Consider the following 24,514-nt stretch of genomic DNA (forward strand, 5'->3'; position numbering starts at 1 on the left):
TCTGAACGTGCTGGTGCGACGACTTCGAGCCTAGGGCACCGAGCATTCCCCGTTGCCGCGCACGATCGACGAAAGCGTTGCCGTGTCGCCGATGACGGCCAGCTGCTGCAGGTACTCCTCGGTGATCTCCGGAGTCTGTTCAGCCGGTGTTTCGGCCGGGGCGGCTTCGCCGCCGTCGTTAGCCGGAGTGTCCTCCGCGGTGCCGCCGGAGTCCGCGCCGCCGTCGTTGTTGTCGCCGGCGCCGGAATCCGCACCGCTGTCCGGTTTGGAGCCCGCGTCGCCGCCAGCGTCCTTAGTCTCCTCTTCCTGGATGAACATCTCCTGAACACGAGGGTGGATCTGGCTGAAGTCCGGGAAGGTGACGAAGTTGTCCGAGGGGGTGCCGAAGTCCGGCGGGCCGATGGTCAGCCGCTTGATCTTCTGCCCCTTCGCATCGGCAGCCAGGGACACGAAGCTGCCGAGCTGCTCGCTGGGAATGTCCGTCTCCACGACCTCCTCGCCGGCGGAGGCCAGCTGCTGGAAGCGGGTCAGCACGGTGGCAGGGTCCAGCTGCTTGACCATCGCGGACATCACGCACTGCTGGCGCTGCACGCGGTCATAGTCCGTGGCGAATTCGCGCGAGCGGGCGTACCAAAGCGCGTGGTAGCCGTCCAGCTCCTGCACGCCGGGGGCGATCCAGCCCTTCGGCGGGTAGTGCTGGTTGGTGCCGGGGATGGTGCGGTTCGAGATGGGCACCCAGCCGCCGGCGTCCACGGTGATGCCGCCCATGGCGTCCACGAGGGCCTCGAAGCCGCCCATGTCTACCAGCGCGTAGGCCTGGATTTCGATGCCGAGGATGCCGCTGACCGCGTCCTTCATGGCCTCGGCGCCCGGGTTTTTGGCGTCCGGGTAGAGGTGCGCGTAGTTCTGCTCCACGTCCACATAGAGCGCGTTGATGATGCACTCGTCGCCGCAGTTGAAGCCCTCCGGGTACACCGCGTGCATCGGCGAGTCCTCCGGGAACGGAGCGTTCTGGAAGTTGCGCGGGATGCCGAACATGACGGTCTGGCCGGTCTTGGCGTCCACGCTGACCACCTGGATGCTGTCCGGGCGCAGCCCCACACGGCCGGCCCCGGCGTCGCCGCCCATCAGCAGGAAGTTGTAGCGCCCGTCCACCGGATCGAAGGCGGGGCGGGTTTCGAAGATGGTGCCCAGCGTGCTGCGCCCCACGTTCATCAGGTAGGCGCCGTAGCCCAGCGAGCCCGCGGTCAGCGCCATCAGCGCCACCAGGCAGACTGCCACGATGGGGCGCATCCCCGGCGCGAGCAGGCCGGGCCGGATGATCCGCAGCGTGTCCAGGAACAGGAACGCCCAGAACAGCGCCAGCGCCGCCAGCACAATAACCAGCACCAGCGAGCCCCAGCGGTGGGTGGCGATGTTGACCAGCGTCGGCCAGTTCACCAGGGCCACGATGCCCGCGGCGATCAGCAGCGCCCACACGGTAAACGTCACCCGCAGCGCCTTGCGGCCGAGGCTGCGGTTGCCCGCCACCAGCTGCGCGCTGCCCGGGATGAACAGGGTCAGCAGCAGCAGGATGAACGCGCGCTTGGTCCGTACCGGAGCCGCCGCGCTCTGCGGGTAGCGGACCGGATCGGTGACGCCGTAGCCGTCGTCGCCGCGGTTACCGCGGCGCGGACTGTCCTGTGGGGCGATACGCGGCGTCATGACAATTTTGCCCGCAGGGCTTCACCCTTGTCGTACGCGCTTTGGCGCAGCTCAGCGGCGAAGTCGGCCAGCTGCGGCTGCAGCCGGGCGGCAAGGTCATCGGTTCCGGCTGCCAGCATCCGGACCGCCAGCAGCCCGGCATTGCGGGCGCCGCCGATGGAGACGGTGGCCACGGGAACGCCGGCGGGCATCTGCACGATGGACAGCAGCGAGTCCATGCCGTCCAGCATCTTCAGCGGCACCGGAACCCCGATGACCGGCAGCGTAGTGACTGAGGCGAGCATGCCGGGCAGGTGCGCAGCGCCGCCGGCACCGGCGATGATGGCGCGCAGCCCGCGGCCCTGGGCCTCTTTGCCGTAGCGGATCATGTCCTCGGGCATGCGGTGCGCGGAGACCACATCGGCCTCGTACGGGATGCCGAATTCTTCCAGCGCCGCGGCTGCAGCCTGCATCACGGGCCAGTCCGAATCGGAGCCCATTACGACGCCGACAATCGGGTTTTCGCTCATAAGTTGCCTTCCTGCGGGTCTGACCCGGCGCGCTGCGGGTCTGCCCCGTCGCGGATGATCGCGGCCACCCTTGCGGCCTTGGTGCGCAGCACGTCCACGTCCGAAGCGTGCCGGCCCACCACATTAACATGTCCGATTTTGCGGCCCGGGCGCACGGACTTGCCGTAGCCGTGGACCTTGACGTCCGGTTCGGCAGCCAGCGCCTGCGGGTAGGCGCCGAACAGATCCGTGTTGGCTCCGCCCAGGTAATTCTTCATAACGACGACGGCGCCCAGGGCCGCCGTATCCCCGAGCGGCAGGTCCAGGACCGCGCGCAGGTGCTGCTCGAACTGACTGGTCACGCAGCCGTCCATCGTCCAGTGCCCGGTGTTGTGCGGGCGCATGGCCAGCTCGTTGATGACGAAGCCCTGGCCCTGGCCGGGGGTTTCGAACAGTTCGGCGGCCATCACGCCGGTGACGCCGAGCTCCTGGGCCAGGCGCAGGGCGGCCTGTTGGGCGGCCTCGGCCACCTCGGCGGAAAGTTCCTGGGCCGGGGCGATGACCTCGTCGCAGACGCCGTCCACCTGGATGGTGTGGGCCACCGGCCAGGCCTTGGCCTCGCCGGAAGGCGTGCGTGCCACCAGCGCGGAGAGCTCGCGGCTGAAGTCCACCTTGTCCTCGGCCAGCAGCGGTGTACCGGTGAACCAGTCAGCGGCAGCCGCGGCAGCGCCGGCGTCGTCAATCATGCGCACGCCCTTGCCGTCATAGCCGCCGCGCGGAGTCTTGAGCACCACCGGCCAGCCGGTCTGCTCGCCGAACGCGACCAGCTCTTCGACGGTGGACACCGCGGCCCAGGCCGGGTTGGGCAGGCCGAGCTTTTCGACGACGCCGCGCATGATGAGTTTGTCCTGCGCGTGGATCAGCGCATCCGGCTGCGGCTGGACATTGACGCCCTCGGCGATCAGGGTCTGCAGGTGCTCGGTGGGGACGTGCTCGTGGTCGAACGTCATCACATCCAGGCCCTGGGCGAACTGCCGCAGGGTGTCCAGATCCTTGTAGTCGCCGACCGGAGCGTTGGCCACCGCCGCGACCGCCGAGACGTCTTCGGCCTCGGCCAGGACTCGGAGTTCAAAGCCAAGGGCTACTGCACAGGGGGCCATCATGCGGGCTAGCTGGCCGCCGCCAACAACGCCAATTACTGGGAAAGTCACGTAGTTAGCGTACCGAACCACATCCCCGATAGCCCTATCCCCGGCCGTGCGGCACTGCTAACCTTCGCTGACGCGGGCCGATGTCCTAGGAAACATTCAGCCACCCGACCTAGAATGGGCCCTCGGTGCCTAACCGGCGCTACCCTGAGGAAAAGGATCCCGCTGAAGCTCATGCACATAACGATCGCCGACCGCATCCGGGGTCTCATCTCCCTGTTCTGGCGGGAGGTGGCGAAGTTCGGGACCGTCGGCGGCGTGGCATTCGTCATCGACAACGGCCTCTACTGGTGGCTGATCAACGGTCCCATGTCGGACAGTGAGGTCAAGGCCCGCCTGGTTTCGGCCTCGGTGGCCACGCTGTTTTCCTGGGTGGCAAACCGCTACTGGACGTTCCGCGATCGGCGCCAGCCCAATCCCGTCCGCGAACTGATCATGTTCGTAGTGATTAACGTCATCGGCATGCTCATTTCGGCCGGGTGTGTCTGGATCGCCAAGTACCCGCTGGACATCGAGGGCCGCACCGAGCTGCTCATCGCGGGCATCTTCGGCACCGTGGTGGCGACGGTCATGCGCTTCTTTGCCTACCGCTTCCTGGTCTTCAACGCCGAGCTGGACGCCGAGCCGGAGTTCGCCCACGACCACGAGATCTTCGAGCACGAGCACGCCGGTGCTGGGCATGACTGCGGTGAAGAAAGCGGCGGCCTCGGGCAGGGCGGATCTGCGGGCGGCGGAACCGCGGCCGGTGGAATCAGGTCAAGTGAGCATGAGCGTGACGGATTCCGCTCTGACGATCAGCTCGGCGGCAGTCATGCCCGCGACGGACACGTGGCCGGCCCCGGCCGCCGCCGGCCCCAGCCGCCGGCCTAGAGCTGTTCGGTGATCCGTTCGTTGGCCACGAGCTTGGCCGTGTCGTGCACGGACTGGTGGCACAGCACCACGGTTCCGCCGCCGAGCCAGGTAGCCACGGCCTCGGTCAGCGTGGTGAACCAGTCAGACTTCGTGGGAATCAGCAGGTTCCGGCTGGCTGGCTCCCGGTGCAGCAGCGCATCAAAGGTGAGCGAGCCGCCCTCGTACTCCAAAGCCGTTGCCGAGTTCTCGGCCGAGCCCATCCCCATAAACACGTCGCCGTAGGAACGCACTTCGGCCGCGTAATCCAGCACTCCCTCGGGTAGGGCGCCCGGCCAGCCCAGCGCCAGCGCGCCCTCGGCCACCGCAACCTGGTACGCCGGGCCGTCGCCCAGCTGGTCCACGTCATTGCTGACGACGACGTCGGGCTCCGTGCCGTCGTCCCCGGCAGCGTCCACGGTAAGGGTAGCGCCGGTCTGCCAGCCGGCCAGTGCCCACACCACGGACCGCCAATGCGGCGGCATCGCCAGCCGGATGACCGTGCCGGGCTCGGCGTCCAGTTCCTCCGAGAGCAGGTTTGCAGTCTTCGCCACCCAGTTGTCCAGCACCCGGCCGGACAGCTCGACTCGTTCGCCATCCGGGCCGTACCAGATGAGCGCGGGGGAGGAGTCCGGGCGCAGGACTGCCAGCAGCTGGTCGATGGTGCTCACTGAATGCACGGATGCTCCTTGAGGATGGGTCGGTTCGGTAACGGCGTGGTTCCAGCGTATCCGGCAGGCGCCTGAGCGACATCGGGGTGGATTGCATCGGTGCATAAAGTCAGTGCATCCGGCCCGCTTTCCACAGATCACATCCGCCCGCTGACACCAGCGGCCACGAGTAGTAAATTGGGCAGCAGCTTGCGTATTCCTTGAGATGACGGGCTTTCCGGCGCGCCCGGCAACCCGGCCCACGCTTTCGGGCGTGGCGTACACGCTTTTTTGCCGTTGGAGTCGATAAGATTCCCGCTTTGGCTTGACTTGCACGACTTACACCAATGTAATTAGGTATCGGATTTGTAACAGCAATGAAGACGCAGCGGCTGTTATCAGGCCATTGCATATCTGGCACCACGCTGGGACAACGACACCGGGAGGGCTCATGGGGCAGGCAGAGCGTATAACGGACCGTACGGAATTAGAGGCACAGGCTTCAGTCCGGTACGGTTCCCGCGGCGTACCAGCGGACTGGTATGTGGATCCGGCTGATCCCGCGGCGGCAGAGCGCTACCACGAAACAAGCCAGCAGTCTCTGGAAAACCAGGCCACCGCATTTCTCGCCGCGCATCAGGCACTTGCTGCGGACGTCGAGGATCTGCAGGCCGACGAAACACGTGAACTGGCCGCGCCGCGCATGCTGCACGAAGTCGCGCCGCCGAAAGAACAGCCCCTCTGGATCGGTCTGCCCGGATTCGGCTCGGACTTTGACGATGAGGGCGAGCTGGGCTGGCAGGCGGATGCCTTGTGCGCCCAGACGGATCCCGAAGCATTCTTCCCCGAAAAGGGCGGCTCGACCCGGGACGCAAAGAAGGTCTGCGGCGCGTGCACCGTACGCGCGCAGTGCCTGGAGTATGCCCTGGCCAATGACGAACGCTTTGGAATCTGGGGCGGCCTTTCGGAGCGCGAGCGCCGACGCCTAAGGAAGCGGGCAGTCTAATTCACCAGCAAGTTCGCGTTACCGCCGTTGTTGTCGCCCACAACGGTGCCGAATACCTGCCCGAGACGCTCGCTGCCCTCAACGCGCAAACCCGGCCGGCCGACTTCCACATCGGCGTGGACACCGGCTCCACCGACGCCTCGGTTTCGCTCCTGGAACAGACGCTGCCGGCGGGCAGCCCCGTGGTCAAGGCTTCTGCCCGGGCCGGATTCGGCACGGCGGTGCGCGTTGCCCTGGACGAGCTGAAGAACCAGAAGAATGACGACGGCGTCCCGGCCTCGGTTGCGCCTGCCGGCTCCGTGTCCGCCCATTCGGGCCAGGCGGACGCCTTGGCGGAGGCTTCCCGCCCGGCCGCGGCAGGCCAGGGGGATTCCCAAGCTGCGGCGGGGACTGCCCGCGAGGCCGCCGCGGCTCCCGGCGGCACGGACACTGCTGCTTCCGGCGTCGCTACACCCGCAACTGTTGCAAGCGGCCGCGTGCAGGAATGGGTGTGGCTGCTGCATGATGACTCCGCCCCGGAACCGGACGCGCTGGAAGAACTGCTGCTCGCCGTGGAGACCGCGCCGTCGGTTACCGTTGCCGGCTGCAAGCAGGTGGACTGGGAGAATCCGCGCAAGCTGATCGACGTCGGTCTGACGGTAACGCGCGGCGCCGAACGGCTGACCATGATCGACCTGGACGAGATGGACCAGGGCCAGTACAACGGCCGCAGCGACTTCTTCGCCGTGAACTCCGCGGGCATGCTCATCCGCCGCGATGCCTTCGAGCAACTGGGCGGGTTCGACCCGGCACTGCCCGGCATCGGCGACGACGTAGACCTCTGCTGGCGCAACCGGCTGGCCGGCAACCGCGTGGTCGTGGTGCCGACGGCGGCAATGCGGCATGCAACCTCACGCGGCAATCCGCATGCCGCAGCCATGGCGGCCCGGCGGTCCCAGATCCACCTGCGGCTCAAGCACGCGGCGTGGTGGCAGCTGCCGTTCCTGTGGATCGGCACGCTGCTTGGCGGTTTCTTCAGCTTCATCATCAGCACCGTTGCCAAGGATCCCGGCCACGGACTGCGGCAACTCCTGGCCACCTTGTCCGGCCTGTTCCGGCCGCGGGAATTCCTGCAGGCACGCAAGCAGGCCGGCGCCACCCGCAGGGCGTCCAGAAGCATCATCAAGCCGCTGATGGTCAAACGGCAGGATGTTTTCGCCTACCGCCGCTCGCTGATGGAATCCGTCAGCGCCGAGCATGTGCTGGGGGACGGCACGGGCACCGACACCACCGGCAGCTACGAGCCCACGGGCGGTTCCGACGAATTCGCCTCCATGGCCTCGCCGCTGCGCACCTGGGTCGGCACCGGTGCCGTGGCCGCCACGCTGGTTCTGGCACTCGTATCCATCATCGGCATGTTCGGCTTCCTCGGCGTTCCGGCGCTGGCCGGCGGCGCCCTGCTTCCGGTCTCCGCGGACCTGGCCGAAATCTGGCACAACGCTTCGACCTGGTGGATCAGTCTCGGCTCGGGCATGCCCGGCCACGGCGATCCGTTCGGCTATGTCCTGGCCGTGCTGGCAATCCTCGCGCTGGGCAACGGTTCGGCCGCGGTCCTCACCCTGATCCTGCTGGCGATGCCGCTGGCCGGTCTCGCGGCGTGGATGGCCGCCGGCGCCTTCACCCAGCGCCGCTCGCTTCGCCTCTGGGTCGCTTTCTTCTGGGCCACCCTGCCGGCTCTCCAGGTGGCCCTCGGCTCCGGCCGGATCGGCGCGCTGATCGCCCACCTGATGATTCCGTGGGCCGTGCTGGGACTGGTCCGCGCCTCCGGCTCCGCGGTGCAGCGGCTGAACCCGGATCCGCTCAAGCCCCGGCCCGAGGTCATCCACAAACCCGGCATCAACGGCATCCCGTCCTGGACCGCGGCCGCTGCCGCTGGTCTCTGCCTGGCCGTGATCACCGCTTCCGCCCCGGCGCTGCTGCCGGTCTTCATCATTTTCGTCGGCATCATCTGCCTCAAGCGCGGCCGGCGCGCCAAAACCGTGTGGTGGTCACTGGTGCCGCCCCTGGCGCTCGCCCTGCCGATGCTCCTGGCCGCGATGGACACCCCTCGGGCACTGCTCGGCGACCCGGGCGTGCCGCTGTTCTTCGAGGGCGCGCCGCTCTGGCAGCAGGTCATGGGCTTCCCCGTGGCCTTCGATGCCACCGCCGGGCTGGGCGCCTTCGGCTTCCTCGAGTCCCTCGGCCAAGGCCCGTGGGCGCTGGTCTTCGCGCTGATCACCGGCGTTCCCATGCTCGTGCTGGCCGCCGTCGGTCTGCTCCTTCCCAGCCGCGGCGCCGTCGTTGCCCGGCTGTCCTGGCTGGGCGCGATCGTGGCCCTGGCCGCCAGCTGGGTCTCCGCCATGATCGCCACCGCCATCGCCCCGGGCGCCATGGTGCCTCCGTTCACCGGCCCGTTCGTTTCGCTGGCGCTGTTCCTGCTCACGGCCGCCGCCCTGATCGGCGGGGACAGCGGCCTGCGGCGCCTGCACACCCTGAACGAGCCGCGGAAGGAACGCAAAGGTGCCTTCCGTGCCATAGCCGTTGCCGCCGTCGTTGTTCTGGCTGCCGGCCCCGTGCTGAATCTGGCGCACTGGCTCCTGCCGCAGCTGATCGCCGAGGAAACCATCGCCGCTGAAGGGCGCCCGCTGACCGACTTCGGCACCGAGATGCAGCTTGAGCCGAGCCAGGCACGGATCCTGCCGGCCACGGCCACGGACCGGGGGACCGGGCCGGAACGCACCCGCTCGCTGGTGCTCAGCAGCGAGAGCGGTTCGATCAGCGCCGCCGTGATGCACAGCGGCGGCACCACCATGGACCAGCTGTCCCCGATCTACGCCGCCCGCTCCATTACCGGCGGCATCTTCGACGCTGAACGGCGGGAGGACGACGACGCCACCGCGGCCGCCCGGAACGCGGTCGCCGTGATCGCCGCCGGCACCGGAGTGGACCCGCGGGAGGAACTGGCGCGGCTCGGCGTCGGCTTTGTGGTGCTGCAGCAGACAGACAGTTCCGCGGAACTGCTGGCCAACAGGATCGACGCCGTCCCCGGGCTCAGCGCCGTGGGACGCACGGATTCGGGCTGGCTGTGGCGTGTGGTGCCGGACCGGAGCGGCGAAGGCGACGCGAGCAGCACACTGACCAGCCGGGTGCGCGTGATCGACAGTACCGGAGCACTGCTGCAGACGGTGCCGTCCTCCTGGACCAGTGCCGGAACCACCATTCCCGAAGGCAACGCCGGACGCATGGTGGTTCTAGCCGAGCGGATGAACCCGGGCTGGAATGCAACCCTTGACGGCCAGCCGCTCGAGCAGGCGGAGAACGGCTGGGCGCAGGCGTTCAAGGTGCCCGAAGCCGGCGGCGAACTGCGGATCAGCTACACCAACCCGTGGGGCATCTGGGTAGCCATTGTGCAGATCATTTTCCTCGGCATCACCGTCCTGCTGGCCATCCCGATCCCGTCCCGACGGCGCTTCGTTCCCCGGCGGATCGACCACATCATGACCACCGGCACGGACAGCAGCCCCGAAGAACTGCGGATGGCCGCACACGAGATCGACCGCGCCGACAGGCACCACGCCGACACGGCACCTGCCACGGCAGGGAAGGAACCGTAGCCATGGCAGACAAGCCTGACAACCAGCCCGACGAGCAGTCCGCGCCTGCCGATCCGCAGGACGCTGCAGCCGGAAAGGCCGAACGCGGGACCCGCAAGGGGCGCCGCGCCACGAAGACCGCCAAGGCCCAAGAGGCAGCGGCAGCAAAGGCATCGGCCGCAGGTTCGGCCCGGGCCGCCAAAAGGAACGCTTCCGCTCCCGCCGCCAGTACGACGGCGGATGCAACGCCGCGCCCGGACGGACGCGAGGACGAACCGCCAGCCCGGAAGAAGAACGGCCGCCTGGTTGGCCTTGCGGCCGGGCTGGGCATCCTCGTACTCGGCACCGGTGGCATTGTGGCCGGCAGCGTCATGCAACCACCCCGGGCCGCCGCCGAACTGCCACCCGTTTCGGCCGCCGTCCCGGCCGGTGAGTACACCGGCGCCTGCCCCGAACCGCTGAAACTCCTGGACAGCTCGGCCGAAGAGGTGGATCCCGAGTTCAGCCCTGTCTCCACGACGGCGGAAACCCGGGCACGCGCCGTCGTTCTTAGTGATTTGGGCGGAACGGTGCCCGGTAGCGCACTGTTCGAACTGGGTTCGGACTCGCCGCTGCGCGAGATCGCGGAGTTCACCGGTGAGGCAGGCAGCACCGGCCGCAGCGAAGCAGGGGAGACTAAGGTCCTGGCCGAGGTGGTGCCGAGCCAGGACATTTCCGCGGCCATCGTGCTGAGGGTGGAGCCGATGGGGCAGCAGCATCCGCAGGCGGGGGCGACGATGACCTACACCGCCGAAGACGGCGACCTCCGCGGCTTGGCGGCGGCCAACTGCGCGATGCCGTCGAACGATTTCTGGCTGCTCGGTGCCTCCACCACGGTGGGCAGCAGCGCCGTGCTCAACCTGTACAATGCCACCGAAACCGCGTCCACCGTGGACCTGGAGCTCGTCGGTGCCGAGGGGCCGATCCAGGCCGCCGGCAGCCGCGGGTTGCTCATCGCCCCCGGCGAATCGAAGTCCATCGTGCTGGCGGGTCTGGCCGCGAACCAGGAATCACTGGCCGTGCATGTCAGTTCCTCCGGCGGTCCGATTGTAGGCGCCATCCAGCAGAGCGTCCTGCGCGAACTGACGCCCGGCGGCGTGGAGCTGCTGCAGCCTTCGGCCGGCGCGGGCCTGAGCCAAGTGCTCACCGGAATTGCGGTGCAGGACGAGGAAACTGCGCAGGAGATCCGCGGGCAGGCCGGGTACGAGAATGCCTCGCCCGCCCTGAACGTGGTGGTCCCGGGTGCCAGCGACGCGACGGTGGAAGTACGCGTTTTCGGTTCGAAGGGCCAGGTGGCACTGCCCGGCGGCGGAGTCTTCAACGTCGCGGCCGGAACGGTCTCCGCTATCCCGCTCGACTCGCTTCCGGGGGGAACGTACTCGGTTCAGGTGACCTCGGACGTGTCCGTGGTGGCTTCGGCCCGGGTGAGCCGGGGCACGGGCGAAGGCGACCCGGTGGATTTCGGCTGGGCTCCGTCCACGGACCGGCTGGGCAGCGAACACCTGGCCATTGTGCCCGGCGGCGTCAGCTCCCGGTTCTCCTTCATCGCGCCGGAGGGCAATGCAAAGGTCAGCGTGACGCCGGTCGGCGCGAACGGCCAGCTCGGCAGCGAGCGGGTGCTCGATGTGCCGGGCGGAAGCACCGTCTCGCTGAATCCGATGGCCGGCGGCGCGGACCCGGCCGCACTCCTGATCGGCGCGACGGGGGATCCGGTCTACGGGTCGCAGGTAGTCTTCACCGGGGGCTCGCCGAACATTTCGGTGCTGGCGGTTCCGCCGGGAACCCAGGGCCGGCAGAGCGTGCCGGTCTTCCTGGGCTACTGAGGCAGCCGGGCTACGGAGGCAGCTGGGCTGCTGATCCCCCGGGCTGCCGAGTCAGGAGCGGGTGCGCCCGTAGCTGGGGTCAACGGCCTCGGGGGCCATGCCGAGTAACTCGGCGGCCTGTTCAACCACGACGTCGTGCACCAGTTCCGGCAGCTCTTCCTTGCTGTCGGCCTCCCGCTCCACCGGACGCCGGAAAACAGTAACGACGGCGGGCCGTCCCGGAGCTGCAGGAGTGAAGCTGCCAAGGGGCGCGGGGCCGCCTGCGGCAACAAGTTCCTCCAGATCCGGTGGGATTTCGGCGACCACGAATTGGGTGGCCTCGATGGGGTCACCCCACAGGTAGTGAAGCCGTTCGGCGGAGTCCGAGACCCAGCCTTCGAACCGTTCTTCCCGGGTGCGGTTGCCCGGCAGGTGGGCGGGCACAAGCTCACCGCGCAGTCCGCGCCCGTGGCGGTTCCGCCGTCGTTTTTCGAACGGCTTTGATTTGCCCCCGGACTGCGCTGCATCACTCAGCCTGACATTGAGCGATGGTCCGTTTTTCATATATCGACTCTAATCCTGTCCGCGGCCAAAAGCACGGCAGAGCGTGCCGCTGCACGTTCCGGAGGCCGGAGGCGGGTAGGATGCATAGTCGTGGGATCCATACGCCAATGTTCACGCTCGGCCTGTCAACGGCCGGCCATCGCTACTTTGACGTACGTGTATGCCGATTCCACGGCCGTCCTCGGGCCGCTGGCCACCTATGCCGAACCGCACTGCTACGACCTGTGCGCCGAGCACGCGGAGCGGCTGACCGTACCGCGCGGCTGGGAAGTCATGCGGCTGGCGCTGCCGGAGCAGGCTCCCGTTCCCAACACCGATGACCTGATGGCCTTGGCCAAGGCGGTCCGCGAGGCAGGAACCGCCCCCTCCAGTCCGGACGAAGTGCCGGCCCAGCGCGGCCTGCGCGAGCCGATTGAACCCCCGGCCGAGTCCGGCGGAGCCCGCCGCGGGCACCTGCGCATTCTGCGCGGACAGCAGTAGGGCGATAACCTGAAGTGAAGAAATCCGCCGCCGGCCAGCCCTGGCCGTCTGCGTGCCGGTACGTCCTGACGCCAGGATCACAGGATCAAAGGAAACTATCACCATGGCCCATCTTTCCCCTGAACTGCTTGCCGTCCTGCGTTGCCCGGTGACCGGATCATCGCTGGTCCAGGAAGGCGAGGAACTGGTTTCCAGCGCGAAGGACGCCAGCGGCCGGCAACTGCACTACCGCATCGACGAGGGCATCCCCGTCCTGCTCCCGCCGGCGATGCAGGAAGCCGCACAGCCGGCCACCGACAATTCCCCGAACACCACGGCAACCGACGCCTAACCAACGCCCAGGAGAACACATGTCATTCGATTACAAGGTCAAGGACCTTTCCCTGGCCGAGGCCGGCCGCCACCAGATCCGCCTCGCCGAACACGAGATGCCGGGCCTGATGGCCCTGCGCGAAGAATTCGGCGCCAGCCAGCCGCTCAAGGGCGCCCGCATCGCCGGTTCCCTGCACATGACCGTCCAGACCGCCGTGCTGATCGAGACGCTGACCGCACTCGGCGCCGAGGTCCGCTGGGCCTCCTGCAACATCTTCTCCACGCAGGACGAGGCCGCCGCCGCCATCGTCGTCGGCAAGGGAACCGTTGAAGACCCGCAGGGTGTGCCGGTGTTCGCCTGGAAGGGCGAGACGCTCGAAGAGTACTGGTGGACCGCCACGCAGATCCTGACCTGGCCCGGCGCTGCCGAGAACCCCGAGCTCGGCCCCAACATGATTCTCGACGACGGCGGCGACGCCACCCTGCTGCTGCACAAGGGCGTCGAGTTCGAGGCTGCCGGCGCCGTCCCGGACGCCACCGCGGATGACGCTCACGAATACACGATCATCCTCGACGTGCTGCGCAAGTCGCTGGCCGAGGACCCGCAGCGGTGGACCCGCATCGCCGGCGGCATCCTGGGCGTGACCGAGGAAACCACCACGGGCGTGCACCGCCTGTACCAGCTGGCCGAACAGGGCAAGCTGCTCTTCCCGGCCATCAACGTCAATGACTCGGTCACCAAGTCCAAGTTCGACAACAAGTACGGCATCCGCCACTCCCTGCCGGACGGCATCAACCGCGCCACCGACGTCCTCATGGGCGGCAAGGTCGCCGTCGTCTGCGGTTACGGCGATGTGGGCAAGGGTGCCGCGGAGGCGCTGCGCGGCCAGGGCTCGCGCGTGATCGTCACCGAGATCGACCCGATCTGCGCGCTGCAGGCCGCGATGGACGGCTACCAGGTCACCACGCTGGACAAGGTCGTGGACCAGGGCGACATCTTCATCACCACCACCGGCAACAAGGACGTCATCATGGCCTCCGACATGCTCAAGATGAAGAACAAGGCCATCGTCGGCAACATCGGCCACTTCGACAACGAGATCGACATGGCCGGGCTCGAGAAGATCGACGGCGTGCAGAAGGTCGAAATCAAGCCGCAGGTCCACGAGTGGGTCTTCGACGCCGACCCCGCCGCAGGCAAGGAGGGGCGCTCCATCATCGTGCTCTCCGAGGGCCGCCTGCTGAACCTGGGCAACGCCACCGGCCACCCGTCCTTCGTCATGAGCAACTCCTTCGCCAACCAGACCATCGCGCAGATCGAGCTGTTCACCAAGGCCGGCAAGCCCGCCGCGGACTCAACCACCGGCGACCCGGAATACGCCAAGCAGGTCTACGTGCTGCCGAAGATCCTGGACGAGAAGGTTGCCCGCCTGCACCTCGGCGCCCTCGGTGTAGAGCTGACGGAACTGAACAAGGAACAGGCGGAGTACCTGGACGTGGACGTGGCCGGGCCGTACAAGCCGGAGCACTACCGCTACTAAGCCGCACCGCTACTAAGTCCCAGCGCACCACCGCATTCCAGCGAACGACGGCGGGCCGGTTACCTTCGGGTGCCCGGCCCGCCGTTTTCCTGCTACATCCCAGCGTTTCGGCCATCCCCCAAAATGGGGAATCGTTGGGGATTGATTTTTGGGACTGAGGTTTTTCAAAGCACGGCAGGCCAACATTGGTTCCAGTCTTGAACACGAGGACCACTGACACTGGTACCGAAGTGATCAAGACGCCGGAGTCCGGCGAAGCGCCCCCCAACCCGCCGGGCTCCGGTTCCCCTCAACCCGCCGGGCTCCGGTTCCCCTCCATCCCAGCGGCATGCCTGCAATCCGCCGAACCGTTGTTCATGTTGTCCTGTCCTGACCGCCAAAGCGAGAAAAACCGGGCCGGCTGGCATGATGAAGAGAGGTGTGCAGCCTGGCTGCACCGAGAACCGCTCACAACGTTAGGATGCAGACGTCATGACCATGAGTCCGGATCGGATCATTCCCACCCGTCATCTCTTTGGCCCGGGACCGTGCAACCCATACGCGGAGGCGACCGCGGCGCTGGGTCTGCCGCTGATCGGGCACCTCGACCCGGAGTTCATCGCGCGTATGGACCGGACCAACGAGGGCCTGCGCGTGCTCTGGGGTACTAAGAACGCCCGGACCCTTCCGCTGAGCGCCACCGGCTCGGCGGGCATGGAGGCCGCCTTCGTCAATACGGTGCAGTCCGGCGACGTCGCCGTGATCGCGGTGAACGGGCTCTTCGGCGAGCGGATGTGCGAGGTCGCATCGCGGGCCGGTGCCGAGGTGGTGCGCGTGGACCACGAATGGGGCACGCCGGTAGACGCCGAGCGGGTTGCGGCGGCGCATCCGAACCCCACGGTCATCGCGGCCGTCCATGCCGAGACCAGCACGGGCGTCCTGAGCGATATAGCTGCCCTCGGCGCCATCAAGGGGGACGCCCTGCTGATTACCGACGCCGTGACATCCATCGGCGGCATGCCCATCCTCGCGGACGAGTGGGGCATCGACGTCGGCTATGCCGGCACGCAGAAGTGTCTGGGCGTGGCCCCGGGCCTCGCGCCGTTCACCATCTCGGACCGCGCCTTCGAGCGCCGCGTGCCCAAGCCGCAGTCGTGGTACCTGGATCTGGGGCTGCTCGGCGGCTACGCCAACGGTGCCCCGGGCGGGCAGCGCGCGTACCACCACACCGCGCCGGTGGGCATGGTGGCCAGCTTGGAAGCGGGCATCAACCGCATCCTGGCGGAGGGGCTCGACGCGGTGACCGAACGCCACCGCTCGGCGGGCAAGGCCTTGCAGGACGGGCTCCAGGAAATGGGCCTGGAGCTGTTCGCGGCCGAGGGCTACCGGCTGCCGCAGCTGACCACGGTGATGGTTCCCGAGGGAGTCGACTCGGCGGCGGTCCGCGGCTACCTGCTGGAGAACTTCAACATCGAGATCGGTGCCGGCGCCGGCGAGTTCACGTCCACTGTCTGGCGGATCGGGCTCATGGGGCCGAACGCCAATCCGGCCTCTGTGGCACTGCTGCTGGGCGCCCTCAAGGAAGCGATCGCCAAGGCCTGACCTGACGGCGGCCTCGGTTCCGGGCTAGCCGCCGACTCGTCCGGAACCGAGGCCGCTCAGTCCTGGAACGGGAGCGAGTGCAGACGCTTGCTCTGCGCCTGGGAGCGCTCGTACTGGCGGCTCAGCCTGGCGAAGTCGCGTTCCCGGCGTTCGGCCATGACCGCGATCAGGAACATTTCCGGCGCGGTACCGGCCGGCGGCGGGGGAGAGACATAGCCCGAGGTCTCGTTCGCCAGGTCGATCGCCAGCCGTTCCCGCGAAGCAGGAATCATCTTGGGCGACTGGACAATGAACTGGGAGATCCGGCGCGCCAGCGGCTCCGGCAGCCGCCCCATGTCGGTCAGCTTCACCCACGGCACCAGCTGCGGCGGAATGTGCGGCAGTTCCTGCGGGATCACTCCCACGCGTTCGCGCATGCTGTAGGTCCCGGCGAGCAGATCGCCCAGCCGCTTGGATCGGTCATTGAAGAGTGCGACGACGAACGCCACGGAACCGAGCAGCAGGTACAGCTCGAACACGCCCACCAGCCCCCGGATCAAGGCGTGCCGGAAGCGGATGGAGCCGCCGTCGTCGCGCACTATCCGCAGTCCCATGATCAGCCGGCCGACCGACTTGCCGCGGGTCAGCGTCTCGAGCGTCACGGGCACGATCACCAGGAAAAACACCACCATGGTCAGCACCAGGGCCTGCGCCGCCGCGGGGTCGAACCCGATCTGCACGGTCTCCGCCAGGAACGCGGTGGTCAGGATCAGCAGCAGGAAGTTGATGATGCAGTCGATCATCGAGCTCAGCGCGCGCACCCCGAACGACGCCGGACGCAGTTCCAGGACCACGGCCTCGCCCGTGACGATGTTGCTCATGCCACCACTCTACCGAGCACCCGGCAGCCCAGCCGTGCGCCCGTAGCCCCCGCCCAGCACTTGCACAGTCCAACCCGGCACCCGCGCGGCCCGCGACCGATAGGCTGGAGGCGTGGATATCGATGCCTTCACCGCGGTGCACCAGCATGACTGGAAACGCCTGGACGAGCTCAGCGCGAAGCGCCGCCTGACCGGCGAGGAAGCCGACGAGCTGCTTGTGCTGTACCAGCGCACCTCCACGCACCTGTCGATGATCCGCTCCATCGCGCCCGAAAGCCAGCTCTCCGGAGCGCTCTCCACACGGCTGTCCCGCGCACGCACCAAGTTCACCGGCGCCCGCTCCAACTTCGCGGAGGATGTTGCCGGGTTCTTTGTGCTCTCGCTGCCCGCCGCGTTCTACCGGATCCGCTGGCTCACGGTCATTATCGGCGTCGTCTTTATCCTCGTGTCCTGGCTCTTCGGCGCCTGGGTTACAGGCAACCCCGAGGTCATCAAGGCCATCGGCTCGGACGAAGAGCTGCGCCAGTACGTCGAAGAAGACTTCGTCAACTACTACAAGGAAAACCCCAACGCGTCCTTCGCCGGCATGGTCTGGACCAACAACGCGTGGATCGCCGCCCAGTGCGTGGCCTTCGGCGTGACCGGTCTCTGGGTGCCGTACGTGCTCTACATGAACGCGCAGGGCGTGGGCATGGCCGGCGGAATGATGGCGGCCTACGACCAGCTGGACACCTTCTTTCTCTACATCCTGCCGCACGGCCTGATGGAGATGACCGCCATCTTCATCGCCGGCGCCGCGGGTCTGCGGATCTTCTGGTCCTGGGTTTCTCCCGGCCGCATGACCCGCGCCGCGTCGCTCGCGAAAGAAGGCCGCTCGCTGATCACCGTCGCCCTGGGGCTGGTGCTGGTCCTGTTCATCTCCGGGCTCGTCGAGGGCTTTGTGACGCCGAGCGACCTGCCGCACTGGCTCCGGATCGGCATCGGCGCGCTGGTGCTCGCCGCATACTGGACCTACACCCTGGTGCTCGGCCGGCGTGCCTACAATGCCGGGGAACGCGGCGACCTGGGCCGCTTCGACGCCGGGGAGGTCGCCCGGACCAGCTGACCTGCTCCCGGAACTGAGCTGGGCCGGCTCCGGGCAGCCCAGGCCAGAGCCGCCGGTAACGGGGCGACTCATCCGATGACGCCGGGGTGGCATCCGCGGCCGGAACGCTCCCGGCGGTACTGTCTTGACAGACGTGCCAACCGCGAGGAAAGAGGGAGAACGTGGCAGGCGAGGACCGGATCTCCGGCAACATTGAGGACCCCCGTACGGATCGTGCGCCGGATACCGACAGCGACCCCATCGAGGTGCCCGCGCCTCCGGTCCCTGCCAGCGGCCGGTTCCTTGACGAGGCCAACCGGCAGCCGATGCGCAAGGCCAGCCGCTTGCCGGATCTGAGCGCCTTCAACAAGGAGCCTCGCGGCACGGCAAAGAACAACGACGGCGGAGCCTCCTCAGCAAATAACGACGGCGGTGCGCCCGCGGCCAAGAGCGACGGCGGTGCTTCCAATGGGAAGAGCGACGGCGGTACCCCCGCCGTCTCGCGCTTCAAACCGGACGCCGTCCCCGGCTGGGGGAGTCCCGCCCCCAAGCCGACTGACTCGACGCCGGCAGACGCTTCTCCGAAGCCGGAGCAAGCAGACTCCGCCAATAGCGAAGCAACAACTGCGAACGAGCCGGAATCCGCGGATGAGGCTGCCCCGGAGACCAAGGCGGTTCCCACAACGGCGGCTTCCGCTGGTAGTGAGACTTCGGCTAACGCAGCAACCTCCGCGGTCTCGCCCGACTCCTCCGGATCGCCGGCCACTTCCGGGTCGCCGGACTCAGCCGAACTGCCCAGTACCGGACGTCGGGCTGCCCCGGGCGGACCGCAGGAGGATAGCCAGACTCTGGTCGGCGAGCAGGGGGACGCGAAGTCTCCGACCGGGACTGCCCCCGGACCAAACCCGGAGCTGGACCCTGCGAACCACGGGCAGGATCGGGCGTCGGAATGGCAGCCGGACCCGGCCGAGACGGTGCGGGCGGAGAAGACCCGAACCCGTCCGGGAGATAAAGGTGCCGGCAAAACGGCGGCGGCGGCAGCAACGGCGTCGTCCGCGGCTGTAGTCGGAGCCGCCATCGGCGGGGCTGGCAAGGGAGCTGGCAACGGGCCCGGCGCCAAATTGGGCGATGCTAAACCAAGTAGGCCAGTGCTTTCGGATGTGGAGCGCCGTGCGGCTGAGCGCGAGGAAGCAGTCAACGCGAAGCCGCCGGCGGGCCGGATCCTGCAGGTGATGCTCGCCGTCTTTTTCCCGTTCCTGCTGATCATCGGGGCTATCCGCGCGGTGTGCACGCCGCTGTTCCTGTGGACTGAGTACCACCGGCCCGGTTTCCCCGCGGACAGTTTCGGCTTCAGCACCGAGGACCGAATGACCTACGGCTCGTACGCGGTGGATTACCTGCTGAACTGGGCCGGGCCGCGCTACCTCGGCGGGCTGGTGGGGCCGGACGGCGACCAGCTGTTCCTCGACAGCGAGGTCGGGCATATGGCGGACGTGAAGACCGTGATCATGGGCGCGTGGATCGCCGGGGCGGTGATGCTGGTCCTGGCCGTGCTCGCGGTGATTTATCTGGCGCGCGCGTATCCCGGCGGCATCCGCCGCGGCCTGTTCGCCGGGTCAGCCGCCACCCTGATCCTGATCATTGTGCTCGGCGTGCTGGGCGCGCTGAACTGGCAGGGCTTCTTCACCGCGTTCCACGGGGTCTTCTTCGCGGACGGTACGTGGACGTTCTTTGTGGACGACACGCTGATCCGGCTGTTCCCTGCCCAGTTCTGGATGGACGCGGGCATCGTGATCGCGGTGCTGGTGCTGATGGTGTCCTCGCTGGTGCTGGCCTTCACCTGGCCGACCAAGTCCCGGCGGGAACGCAGCTCCGAGAAGCTCGCCGCCGCCCGCGCCCGCTACCTCCAGGACCTGCGCGAAGACTCTAGGCGGCTCGGCGCCCCTCGCCGCAAGCACGGCGGGGCGCCGGATCAACTGTAGCCGCCAGGTCAGCTGTAGAGGCGCTCGATGTCCGCGGTGAAGTCCTCGATGACCTGGGTCCGCTTGAGCTTTAGCGACGGCGTCATGTGCCCGGAGGCCTCGGTCAGTTCCTGCCGGAGCACCGTGAACTTCCGGATCTGCTCGGCGCGCGAGACCAGCTTGTTGGCGTGGTCCACCGCGCCCTGCAAATCTGCCAGCACCGCCGGATCCGCACCGGCCTGGGCAACGCTGAGGCCGTTCCGGGAACGGGACTTGCACCAGGCGGCCAGGCCGGCCGGATCAAGGCACAGCAGCGCCGCCACAAAAGGCTTCCCTTCGCCGACCACCACGGCCTGCGACACTAGCTGGTGCTCGCGCAGGGCATCCTCCAAGGGACCCGGAGCCACGTTCTTGCCGCCGGCCGTGACCAGCAGGTCCTTCTTCCGCCCCGAAATGGTGAGGTAGCCGTCGTCGTCAATCGTGCCCAGATCCCCGGTGCGGAAGAAGCCGTCCGTGAAGTTCTCCCGGTTGGCGTCCTCGTTGTTGTGGTAGCCCGGGGTGATGCCGATGCCCTTGATCAGGACCTCGCCGTCGTCGGCGATGCGGATGGTGGTGCCGGGCAGCGGCAGGCCGACGGTACCGATCCGGTTGCGGCCCGGCATGTTCACGGCGGCGGGCGCGGTGGATTCGGTCAGGCCGTAGCCCTCGAGCACTGGGATGCCGATGCCGGTGAAGAAGTGCGCCAGGTGCGGATTCAGGGCGCTCGCGCCGGAGACCGTGAAGCCGACCTGGCCGCCGAAGACCGCGCGCAGCTTGGCGTAGACCAGCTTGTCGAACACGGCGTGCTTGAGCTTCAGGACCGGGCCCGGGCCGGAGCCGGTGCCGCGGTCCCGCGCGTCGGCCGCCCGCGAATAGGCGACGGCGGTGTCGGCCGCGGCGTCGAAGATCCGGCCCTTGCCGTCGTCGTGCGCCTTTTGCTTGGCGGATGCGTAGACCTTCTCGAACACGCGCGGCACCACCAGCAGAAAGGTGGGGTTGTACGTGCGCAGGTCATCGATCAGGTCGGCCATGCTCGCCGTGTGGCCCATCTTCACGCCGGCGGCGAGGCAGATGACCTGGACGGCGCGGGCGAGGACGTGGGCCAGCGGCAGGAACATCAGCGACTTGGCGCCCGGCTCCTTGAGGATGGCGGGCAGGAACTCCGTGGTGTTCAGGGCGAGTTCCGCGAAGTTGCCGTGGGTGATGATGCAGCCGCGCGGGCGTCCCGTGGTGCCGGAGGTGTAAACCAACGACGCCGCATCCTCCAGGGTGCGCGAGGTGCGGGCCTGCTCCAGCTCCTCATCCGGGACGGCTGCACCCTGCGCCCGGAGTTCAGCCAGGCCCGGGTTGGCTCCGGCCATGGTCCAGACCGGCAGCGGGGCGGGCAACTCCTGCATGGCCGTATTCACGACGGCGGCCTTGGACTCGTCCTCCACAAAGACCAGCCGGGCGCCGGAATCGGAGAGGATCCAGTGCACCTGGTGCGCCGAGGACGTCTCGTAAATGGGAACCACCACGGCGCCGGCAAACCAGCCCGCAAGATCCACCACTGTCCATTCGAATCGGGTCTTGGACATCACGGCAATCTTGTCCCCGGGCCGGATGCCGGCATTGATTAGCCCCTTGGCTAGCGAGGAAACCTGGCCGAGGAGTTCGGCGGCGGACACATCGGTCCACACGCCGGCCCGCTTCACGGCATACAGGGCATGCTGCGGGTTCCGCTTGTGCCGCGCCATGAGAATGTCCGTGATGTTGGAGCCGTCCGGCATGCGCTCCAGCAGTTCGGTTGACGCTTCGCGCACCGCGTTCTCGCTTTCCTCGTTAGGTGTTGCTCAGGTTTTCTGTTGCCCGGGGCCGTCAGCACGGGCCTGTCTTCTCACACCCAGCTGGGCATCCACATCCGCCACCGCCACTGATCGTAGGGGATCTGCTCGGCCGTCCAGATCGGCATGAAATACGCCGAAATCAGCAGCACGGCAATGATGAACCCGCCGACCACTACCAGTCCCTGGCGGCGCCGCCAGACAGGATCGGTCCGTCTGCCGAGGAACAGGCCGAGCACATAGGTCAAGGCCAGGACCAGGAACGGCTGGAAGGAGATGGCGTAGAAGAAGAACGTGGTGCGGTCCGGGAACAGGAACCACGGGAGGTAGCCGGCGGCCAGTCCCGCCAGGATTGCGCCGGCGCGCCAATCCCGACGGCCCAACCACGCGAAGGCGACGGCGATCAGCGCCAACGCCGCGGCCCACCAGATGAGCGGGTTGCCTACCACGGTCACGGCAGTGGAACAGGTATCGACCGCGCATCCGTTCACGCCGTTCTCATCCGAATGGTAGTAGAAGGAGGTGGGCCGGCCCATGAAGAGCCAGGTCCAGGCATTGGACTGGTACGGGTGCTCGGAATCCAGTCCGTTGTGGAAGGTGTAGGCGCTGCGGTGGTACTCGGCGAGGGAGCGCAGCGGATCCGGCACCCAGCTCCAGATACCGCCGGCATTGTCGCGGGCCCATTGCCGGTGGTAGGCGTCTTCGGACAGGAACCAGCCCGTCCAGGTGGCCAGATAGGTAGCGGCGGCCAGCGGCATCATGGTTAAGAACGCGGGGACGCCGTCGCGGAAGACGCCGCCGGAGATCCAGCCCCGGATGCCGGCGATGCGGCGTGCGTTGACATCCCACAGTACGGCCATCACACAGAACACCGCCACGAAGGACAGCGCGGACCACTTGGTTCCGACGGCGAGACCCATGCAGACGGCGGCCACCAGCCGCCACGGCCGCCACAGCACGAACGGACCGTAGAGCAACTGGAGTTTATTGGGTACCCCGGACGGCCCGGCGAGAGCTGCCACTTTGCCAGCCAACCGCCGTCGTCCGTCGTCGCGGTCCAGCAGCAGTGCGCCGAACGCCGCGACTACCCAGAACGTGAGGAAGATATCCAGCAACGAGGTGCGCGAATGGACCAGATGGTGGCCGTCGACTGCGGTCAGCAGGCCAGCGACGCCGCCCAGGACGGGGGACTTGAACAGTTTCTGGGCGATCAGTGCGATCATCAGGATGGACAGTGTTCCGGCCAGGGCCGCGCCGAAGCGCCAGCCGAAGCCGTTGTCCGAGCCGAACAGCCACATGCCAAACGCGATCATCCACTTGCCAACCGGCGGATGGACCACATATTCAGGGGAGTCCAGCAGGATGTCCGGATTTCCTGCGTTGAAAGAATCGTTGGCGTCTTCCGGCCACTCCCGCTCGTAGCCGGACTGCAGGTAGGAGTAGGCGTCCTTGACGTAGTAGGTTTCGTCGAAAACCAGCGAGCCGGGTTCGCCCAGCCGGTAGAAACGGAGGATTCCGCCAATCGCCGCGGCCAGCACGGGGACCAGCCAGCCCCAGATCCCGAAGACTACGGGCGCGCCCAGCAGCCGCCGCCTGAGTACCTCAACCTTGAAGGCCTGCGCCGGCGCCTCAAGCCAGTGCGCCGGGCGCCCCGGCACCTGTTGCGGCTGGCTGGTGGTGTGGGTCACGGTGAACATATTACCCGCGAGTAACTTGCTGGGTGCAAGTCAGGGTGGGACGACCTTGGGGACGCTGTGGGCAGGACTGACTGTTCAATGAAGCCACATACTGACCTTATCTACCGGGGCTGGGAATCGTCGCCATTGTGCACATGTGGAGGTTCTGTCTCCTTGGTGAGTGCGGGATCGAAGGTGTGCAAGCCGACGACCAATCAGGCACTATGCCGGCTCGCTCCGGGCGGCGGGGCGGTAGGGTTGTCGTGTGAATGAGCAGGAAAAGCCGGACAGCGCGGGCCGCGGACAAATCGTGCTGGCAGGCACGCCCATCGGCAACATTGGGGATGCCTCCACCCGTCTGGTGGAGCTGCTCCAGACCGCCGACATCGTGGCCGCGGAAGATACCCGCCGGCTCCACAAACTCCTGCATGCCCTGGGCATCACCGCCTCCGGGAAAATCATCAGCTACCACGAGCACAACGAAGCCACCCGGACTGCCGAGCTGCTGGAACTCATCCGCGGCGGCAAGACCTTGATCATGGTGACCGACGCCGGCATGCCTGCGGTCTCGGATCCGGGCTTCCGCCTCGTCGAGGCGGCCGTCGAGGACGGCGTAGTGGTCACCGCGATCCCGGGGCCTTCCGCAGTACTGACGGCGCTCGCCCTGTCGGGCCTGCCAACAGACCGCTTCACCTTCGAAGGCTTCCTGCCGCGTAAGGCAGGGGAGCGCAGCGCCAGGCTCTCCGACCTGGTGGACGAAAAGCGGACCATGGTGTTCTTCGAGGCGCCGCACCGCCTCGAGCCGATGCTTCGGGCGCTGGACACCTCGTTCGGTCCGGACCGGCGTGTAGCGGTCTGCCGCGAATTGACCAAGCTGCATGAGGAAGTGCTCCGCGGTCCGGTGCGCGAACTGCTGGAGTGGTCGGAGTCCTCCGAGGTGCGCGGTGAAATTGCCGTCGTTGTTGCCGGTGCTCCGGACGCCGAGCCGGAGCAGGCCGAAGACCACGTTGCAGCAGTCAATGAGCTGATCGGTCAGGGTTCGCGTCTGAAGGACGCCGTTGCGGCGGTCGCCGCGGACGCGCGGATCAGCAAGCGTGAGCTCTACTCGGCTGTGCTGGCTGCGCGCTCCTGACGAGATCCGGCCGGAGCCATCGTACTAATGGCCCTTGTACACCTGCACAGACGTAATAAAGCGAC

At 67.5% G+C, this 24,514-nt stretch carries 18 protein-coding genes and 1 pseudogene; 11 read left to right on the forward strand and 8 right to left on the reverse strand.

Annotation, left to right across the window (positions count from 1 at the left end):
* Positions 1–30: 30 nt before the first annotated feature.
* From AC20117_RS13945 to AC20117_RS13955, 3 genes are read right to left on the reverse strand one after another with little or no spacing between them, the layout of a single operon-like run.
* Positions 31–1,704, reverse strand: a complete 1,674-nt coding sequence (locus AC20117_RS13945; protein ID WP_083339536.1) for an LCP family protein — start codon at positions 1,702–1,704, stop codon at positions 31–33.
* Complete coding sequence (gene purE, locus AC20117_RS13950) at positions 1,701–2,213, reverse strand: 5-(carboxyamino)imidazole ribonucleotide mutase (RefSeq protein WP_074699217.1); 513 nt, start codon at positions 2,211–2,213, stop codon at positions 1,701–1,703. Before purE ends, AC20117_RS13945 begins: the two co-directional genes overlap by 4 nt.
* Positions 2,210–3,403, reverse strand: coding sequence for a 5-(carboxyamino)imidazole ribonucleotide synthase (locus tag AC20117_RS13955; RefSeq protein WP_074699216.1), 1,194 nt, complete (start codon positions 3,401–3,403; stop codon positions 2,210–2,212). Before AC20117_RS13955 ends, purE begins: the two co-directional genes overlap by 4 nt.
* A 171-nt stretch (positions 3,404–3,574) precedes the next feature.
* On the opposite strand from AC20117_RS13955, the pseudogene AC20117_RS13960 reads away from it, so the two are divergent.
* Positions 3,575–4,066 (forward strand): annotated as a pseudogene (locus AC20117_RS13960) (GtrA family protein); the annotation flags it as partial.
* A 200-nt stretch (positions 4,067–4,266) separates the two neighbouring features.
* On the opposite strand, the gene AC20117_RS13965 reads toward AC20117_RS13960, so the two are convergent.
* Entirely contained in the window at positions 4,267–4,968 is a 702-nt protein-coding gene (locus AC20117_RS13965; protein ID WP_074699215.1) for a TIGR03089 family protein, read from the reverse strand.
* A 421-nt stretch (positions 4,969–5,389) separates the two neighbouring features.
* Between AC20117_RS13965 and AC20117_RS24165 the strand changes: the two genes are divergently transcribed.
* The 3 genes from AC20117_RS24165 to AC20117_RS13980 all read left to right on the forward strand — a co-directional run bounded on the left by AC20117_RS24165 (position 5,390) and on the right by AC20117_RS13980 (position 11,417).
* A complete protein-coding gene (locus AC20117_RS24165; protein ID WP_074699214.1) occupies positions 5,390–5,944 on the forward strand; it encodes a WhiB family transcriptional regulator in 555 nt (184 codons plus the stop codon).
* A 116-nt stretch (positions 5,945–6,060) separates the two neighbouring features.
* The gene (locus tag AC20117_RS13975; protein ID WP_335644091.1) at positions 6,061–9,576 is read left to right on the forward strand and encodes a glycosyltransferase family 2 protein; all 3,516 of its coding nucleotides are present in this window, start codon (positions 6,061–6,063) and stop codon (positions 9,574–9,576) included.
* Positions 9,577–9,578: 2 nt separating this feature from the next.
* Positions 9,579–11,417, forward strand: coding sequence for a DUF5719 family protein (locus AC20117_RS13980; protein WP_179951885.1), 1,839 nt, complete (start codon positions 9,579–9,581; stop codon positions 11,415–11,417).
* Positions 11,418–11,468: 51 nt separating this feature from the next.
* Here the strand turns inward: AC20117_RS13980 and AC20117_RS13985 are convergent, their stop codons facing one another.
* Positions 11,469–11,960, reverse strand: a complete 492-nt coding sequence (locus AC20117_RS13985) for a metallopeptidase family protein (RefSeq protein WP_074699211.1) — start codon at positions 11,958–11,960, stop codon at positions 11,469–11,471.
* Between the two features lie 90 nt (positions 11,961–12,050).
* On the opposite strand from AC20117_RS13985, the gene AC20117_RS13990 reads away from it, so the two are divergent.
* The 4 genes from AC20117_RS13990 (at position 12,051) to AC20117_RS14005 (ending at position 15,874) form a co-directional block, all read left to right on the forward strand.
* Positions 12,051–12,440 (forward strand): DUF3499 domain-containing protein, encoded by a 390-nt coding sequence (locus AC20117_RS13990; RefSeq protein WP_083339533.1) that lies wholly within the window; start codon positions 12,051–12,053, stop codon positions 12,438–12,440.
* A 103-nt stretch (positions 12,441–12,543) separates the two neighbouring features.
* A complete protein-coding gene (locus tag AC20117_RS13995) occupies positions 12,544–12,771 on the forward strand; it encodes a Trm112 family protein (protein ID WP_074699209.1) in 228 nt (75 codons plus the stop codon).
* Positions 12,772–12,790: 19 nt separating this feature from the next.
* On the forward strand, positions 12,791–14,293 hold the full coding sequence (ahcY, locus tag AC20117_RS14000) for an adenosylhomocysteinase (RefSeq protein ID WP_074699208.1): 1,503 nt from the start codon (positions 12,791–12,793) through the stop codon (positions 14,291–14,293).
* Between the two features lie 471 nt (positions 14,294–14,764).
* On the forward strand, positions 14,765–15,874 hold the full coding sequence (locus AC20117_RS14005; protein ID WP_074699207.1) for a pyridoxal-phosphate-dependent aminotransferase family protein: 1,110 nt from the start codon (positions 14,765–14,767) through the stop codon (positions 15,872–15,874).
* 56 nt (positions 15,875–15,930) lie between these two features.
* Here the strand turns inward: AC20117_RS14005 and AC20117_RS14010 are convergent, their stop codons facing one another.
* Positions 15,931–16,734, reverse strand: coding sequence for an RDD family protein (locus AC20117_RS14010; protein ID WP_074699206.1), 804 nt, complete (start codon positions 16,732–16,734; stop codon positions 15,931–15,933).
* Between the two features lie 112 nt (positions 16,735–16,846).
* Between AC20117_RS14010 and AC20117_RS14015 the strand changes: the two genes are divergently transcribed.
* Together AC20117_RS14015 and AC20117_RS24225 are read left to right on the forward strand one after the other, a co-directional pair.
* Positions 16,847–17,839 (forward strand): stage II sporulation protein M, encoded by a 993-nt coding sequence (locus AC20117_RS14015; protein WP_170837932.1) that lies wholly within the window; start codon positions 16,847–16,849, stop codon positions 17,837–17,839.
* A 161-nt stretch (positions 17,840–18,000) separates the two neighbouring features.
* Positions 18,001–19,800: a TIGR01906 family membrane protein gene (locus tag AC20117_RS24225; RefSeq protein ID WP_074699205.1), complete on the forward strand. Its 1,800-nt coding sequence runs from the start codon at positions 18,001–18,003 to the stop codon at positions 19,798–19,800.
* Between the two features lie 8 nt (positions 19,801–19,808).
* On the opposite strand, the gene AC20117_RS14025 is transcribed toward AC20117_RS24225, so the two are convergent.
* Together AC20117_RS14025 and AC20117_RS14030 are read right to left on the reverse strand one after the other, a co-directional pair.
* Complete coding sequence (locus AC20117_RS14025) at positions 19,809–21,620, reverse strand: AMP-dependent synthetase/ligase (protein WP_074699204.1); 1,812 nt, start codon at positions 21,618–21,620, stop codon at positions 19,809–19,811.
* Positions 21,621–21,694: 74 nt separating this feature from the next.
* Complete coding sequence (locus AC20117_RS14030; protein ID WP_074699203.1) at positions 21,695–23,338, reverse strand: dolichyl-phosphate-mannose--protein mannosyltransferase; 1,644 nt, start codon at positions 23,336–23,338, stop codon at positions 21,695–21,697.
* A 244-nt stretch (positions 23,339–23,582) separates the two neighbouring features.
* Here AC20117_RS14030 and rsmI point away from each other — a divergent pair, with 244 nt between their 5' ends.
* Positions 23,583–24,449: a 16S rRNA (cytidine(1402)-2'-O)-methyltransferase gene (gene rsmI / locus AC20117_RS14035; RefSeq protein ID WP_074699202.1), complete on the forward strand. Its 867-nt coding sequence runs from the start codon at positions 23,583–23,585 to the stop codon at positions 24,447–24,449.
* Positions 24,450–24,514 lie beyond the last annotated feature (65 nt).

The sequence above is a fragment of the Arthrobacter crystallopoietes genome, assembly GCF_002849715.1.
Classification (GTDB): domain Bacteria; phylum Actinomycetota; class Actinomycetes; order Actinomycetales; family Micrococcaceae; genus Crystallibacter; species Crystallibacter crystallopoietes.

What these genes read in the sequence shown, in the direction of transcription:
- AC20117_RS13980 (WP_179951885.1), top strand. Translation starts at nt 9,579, where the DNA reads ATGGCAGACAAGCCTGACAACCAGCCCGACGAGCAGTCCGCGCCTGCC.
- AC20117_RS13995 (WP_074699209.1), top strand. Translation starts at nt 12,544, where the DNA reads ATGGCCCATCTTTCCCCTGAACTGCTTGCCGTCCTGCGTTGCCCGGTG.
- AC20117_RS13945 (WP_083339536.1), bottom strand. Translation starts at nt 1,704, where the DNA reads ATGACGCCGCGTATCGCCCCACAGGACAGTCCGCGCCGCGGTAACCGC.
- AC20117_RS24165 (WP_074699214.1), top strand. Translation starts at nt 5,390, where the DNA reads ATGGGGCAGGCAGAGCGTATAACGGACCGTACGGAATTAGAGGCACAG.
- AC20117_RS14005 (WP_074699207.1), top strand. Translation starts at nt 14,765, where the DNA reads ATGACCATGAGTCCGGATCGGATCATTCCCACCCGTCATCTCTTTGGC.
- AC20117_RS13985 (WP_074699211.1), bottom strand. Translation starts at nt 11,960, where the DNA reads ATGAAAAACGGACCATCGCTCAATGTCAGGCTGAGTGATGCAGCGCAG.
- purE (WP_074699217.1), bottom strand. Translation starts at nt 2,213, where the DNA reads ATGAGCGAAAACCCGATTGTCGGCGTCGTAATGGGCTCCGATTCGGAC.
- AC20117_RS14030 (WP_074699203.1), bottom strand. Translation starts at nt 23,338, where the DNA reads ATGTTCACCGTGACCCACACCACCAGCCAGCCGCAACAGGTGCCGGGG.
- ahcY (WP_074699208.1), top strand. Translation starts at nt 12,791, where the DNA reads ATGTCATTCGATTACAAGGTCAAGGACCTTTCCCTGGCCGAGGCCGGC.
- AC20117_RS14010 (WP_074699206.1), bottom strand. Translation starts at nt 16,734, where the DNA reads ATGAGCAACATCGTCACGGGCGAGGCCGTGGTCCTGGAACTGCGTCCG.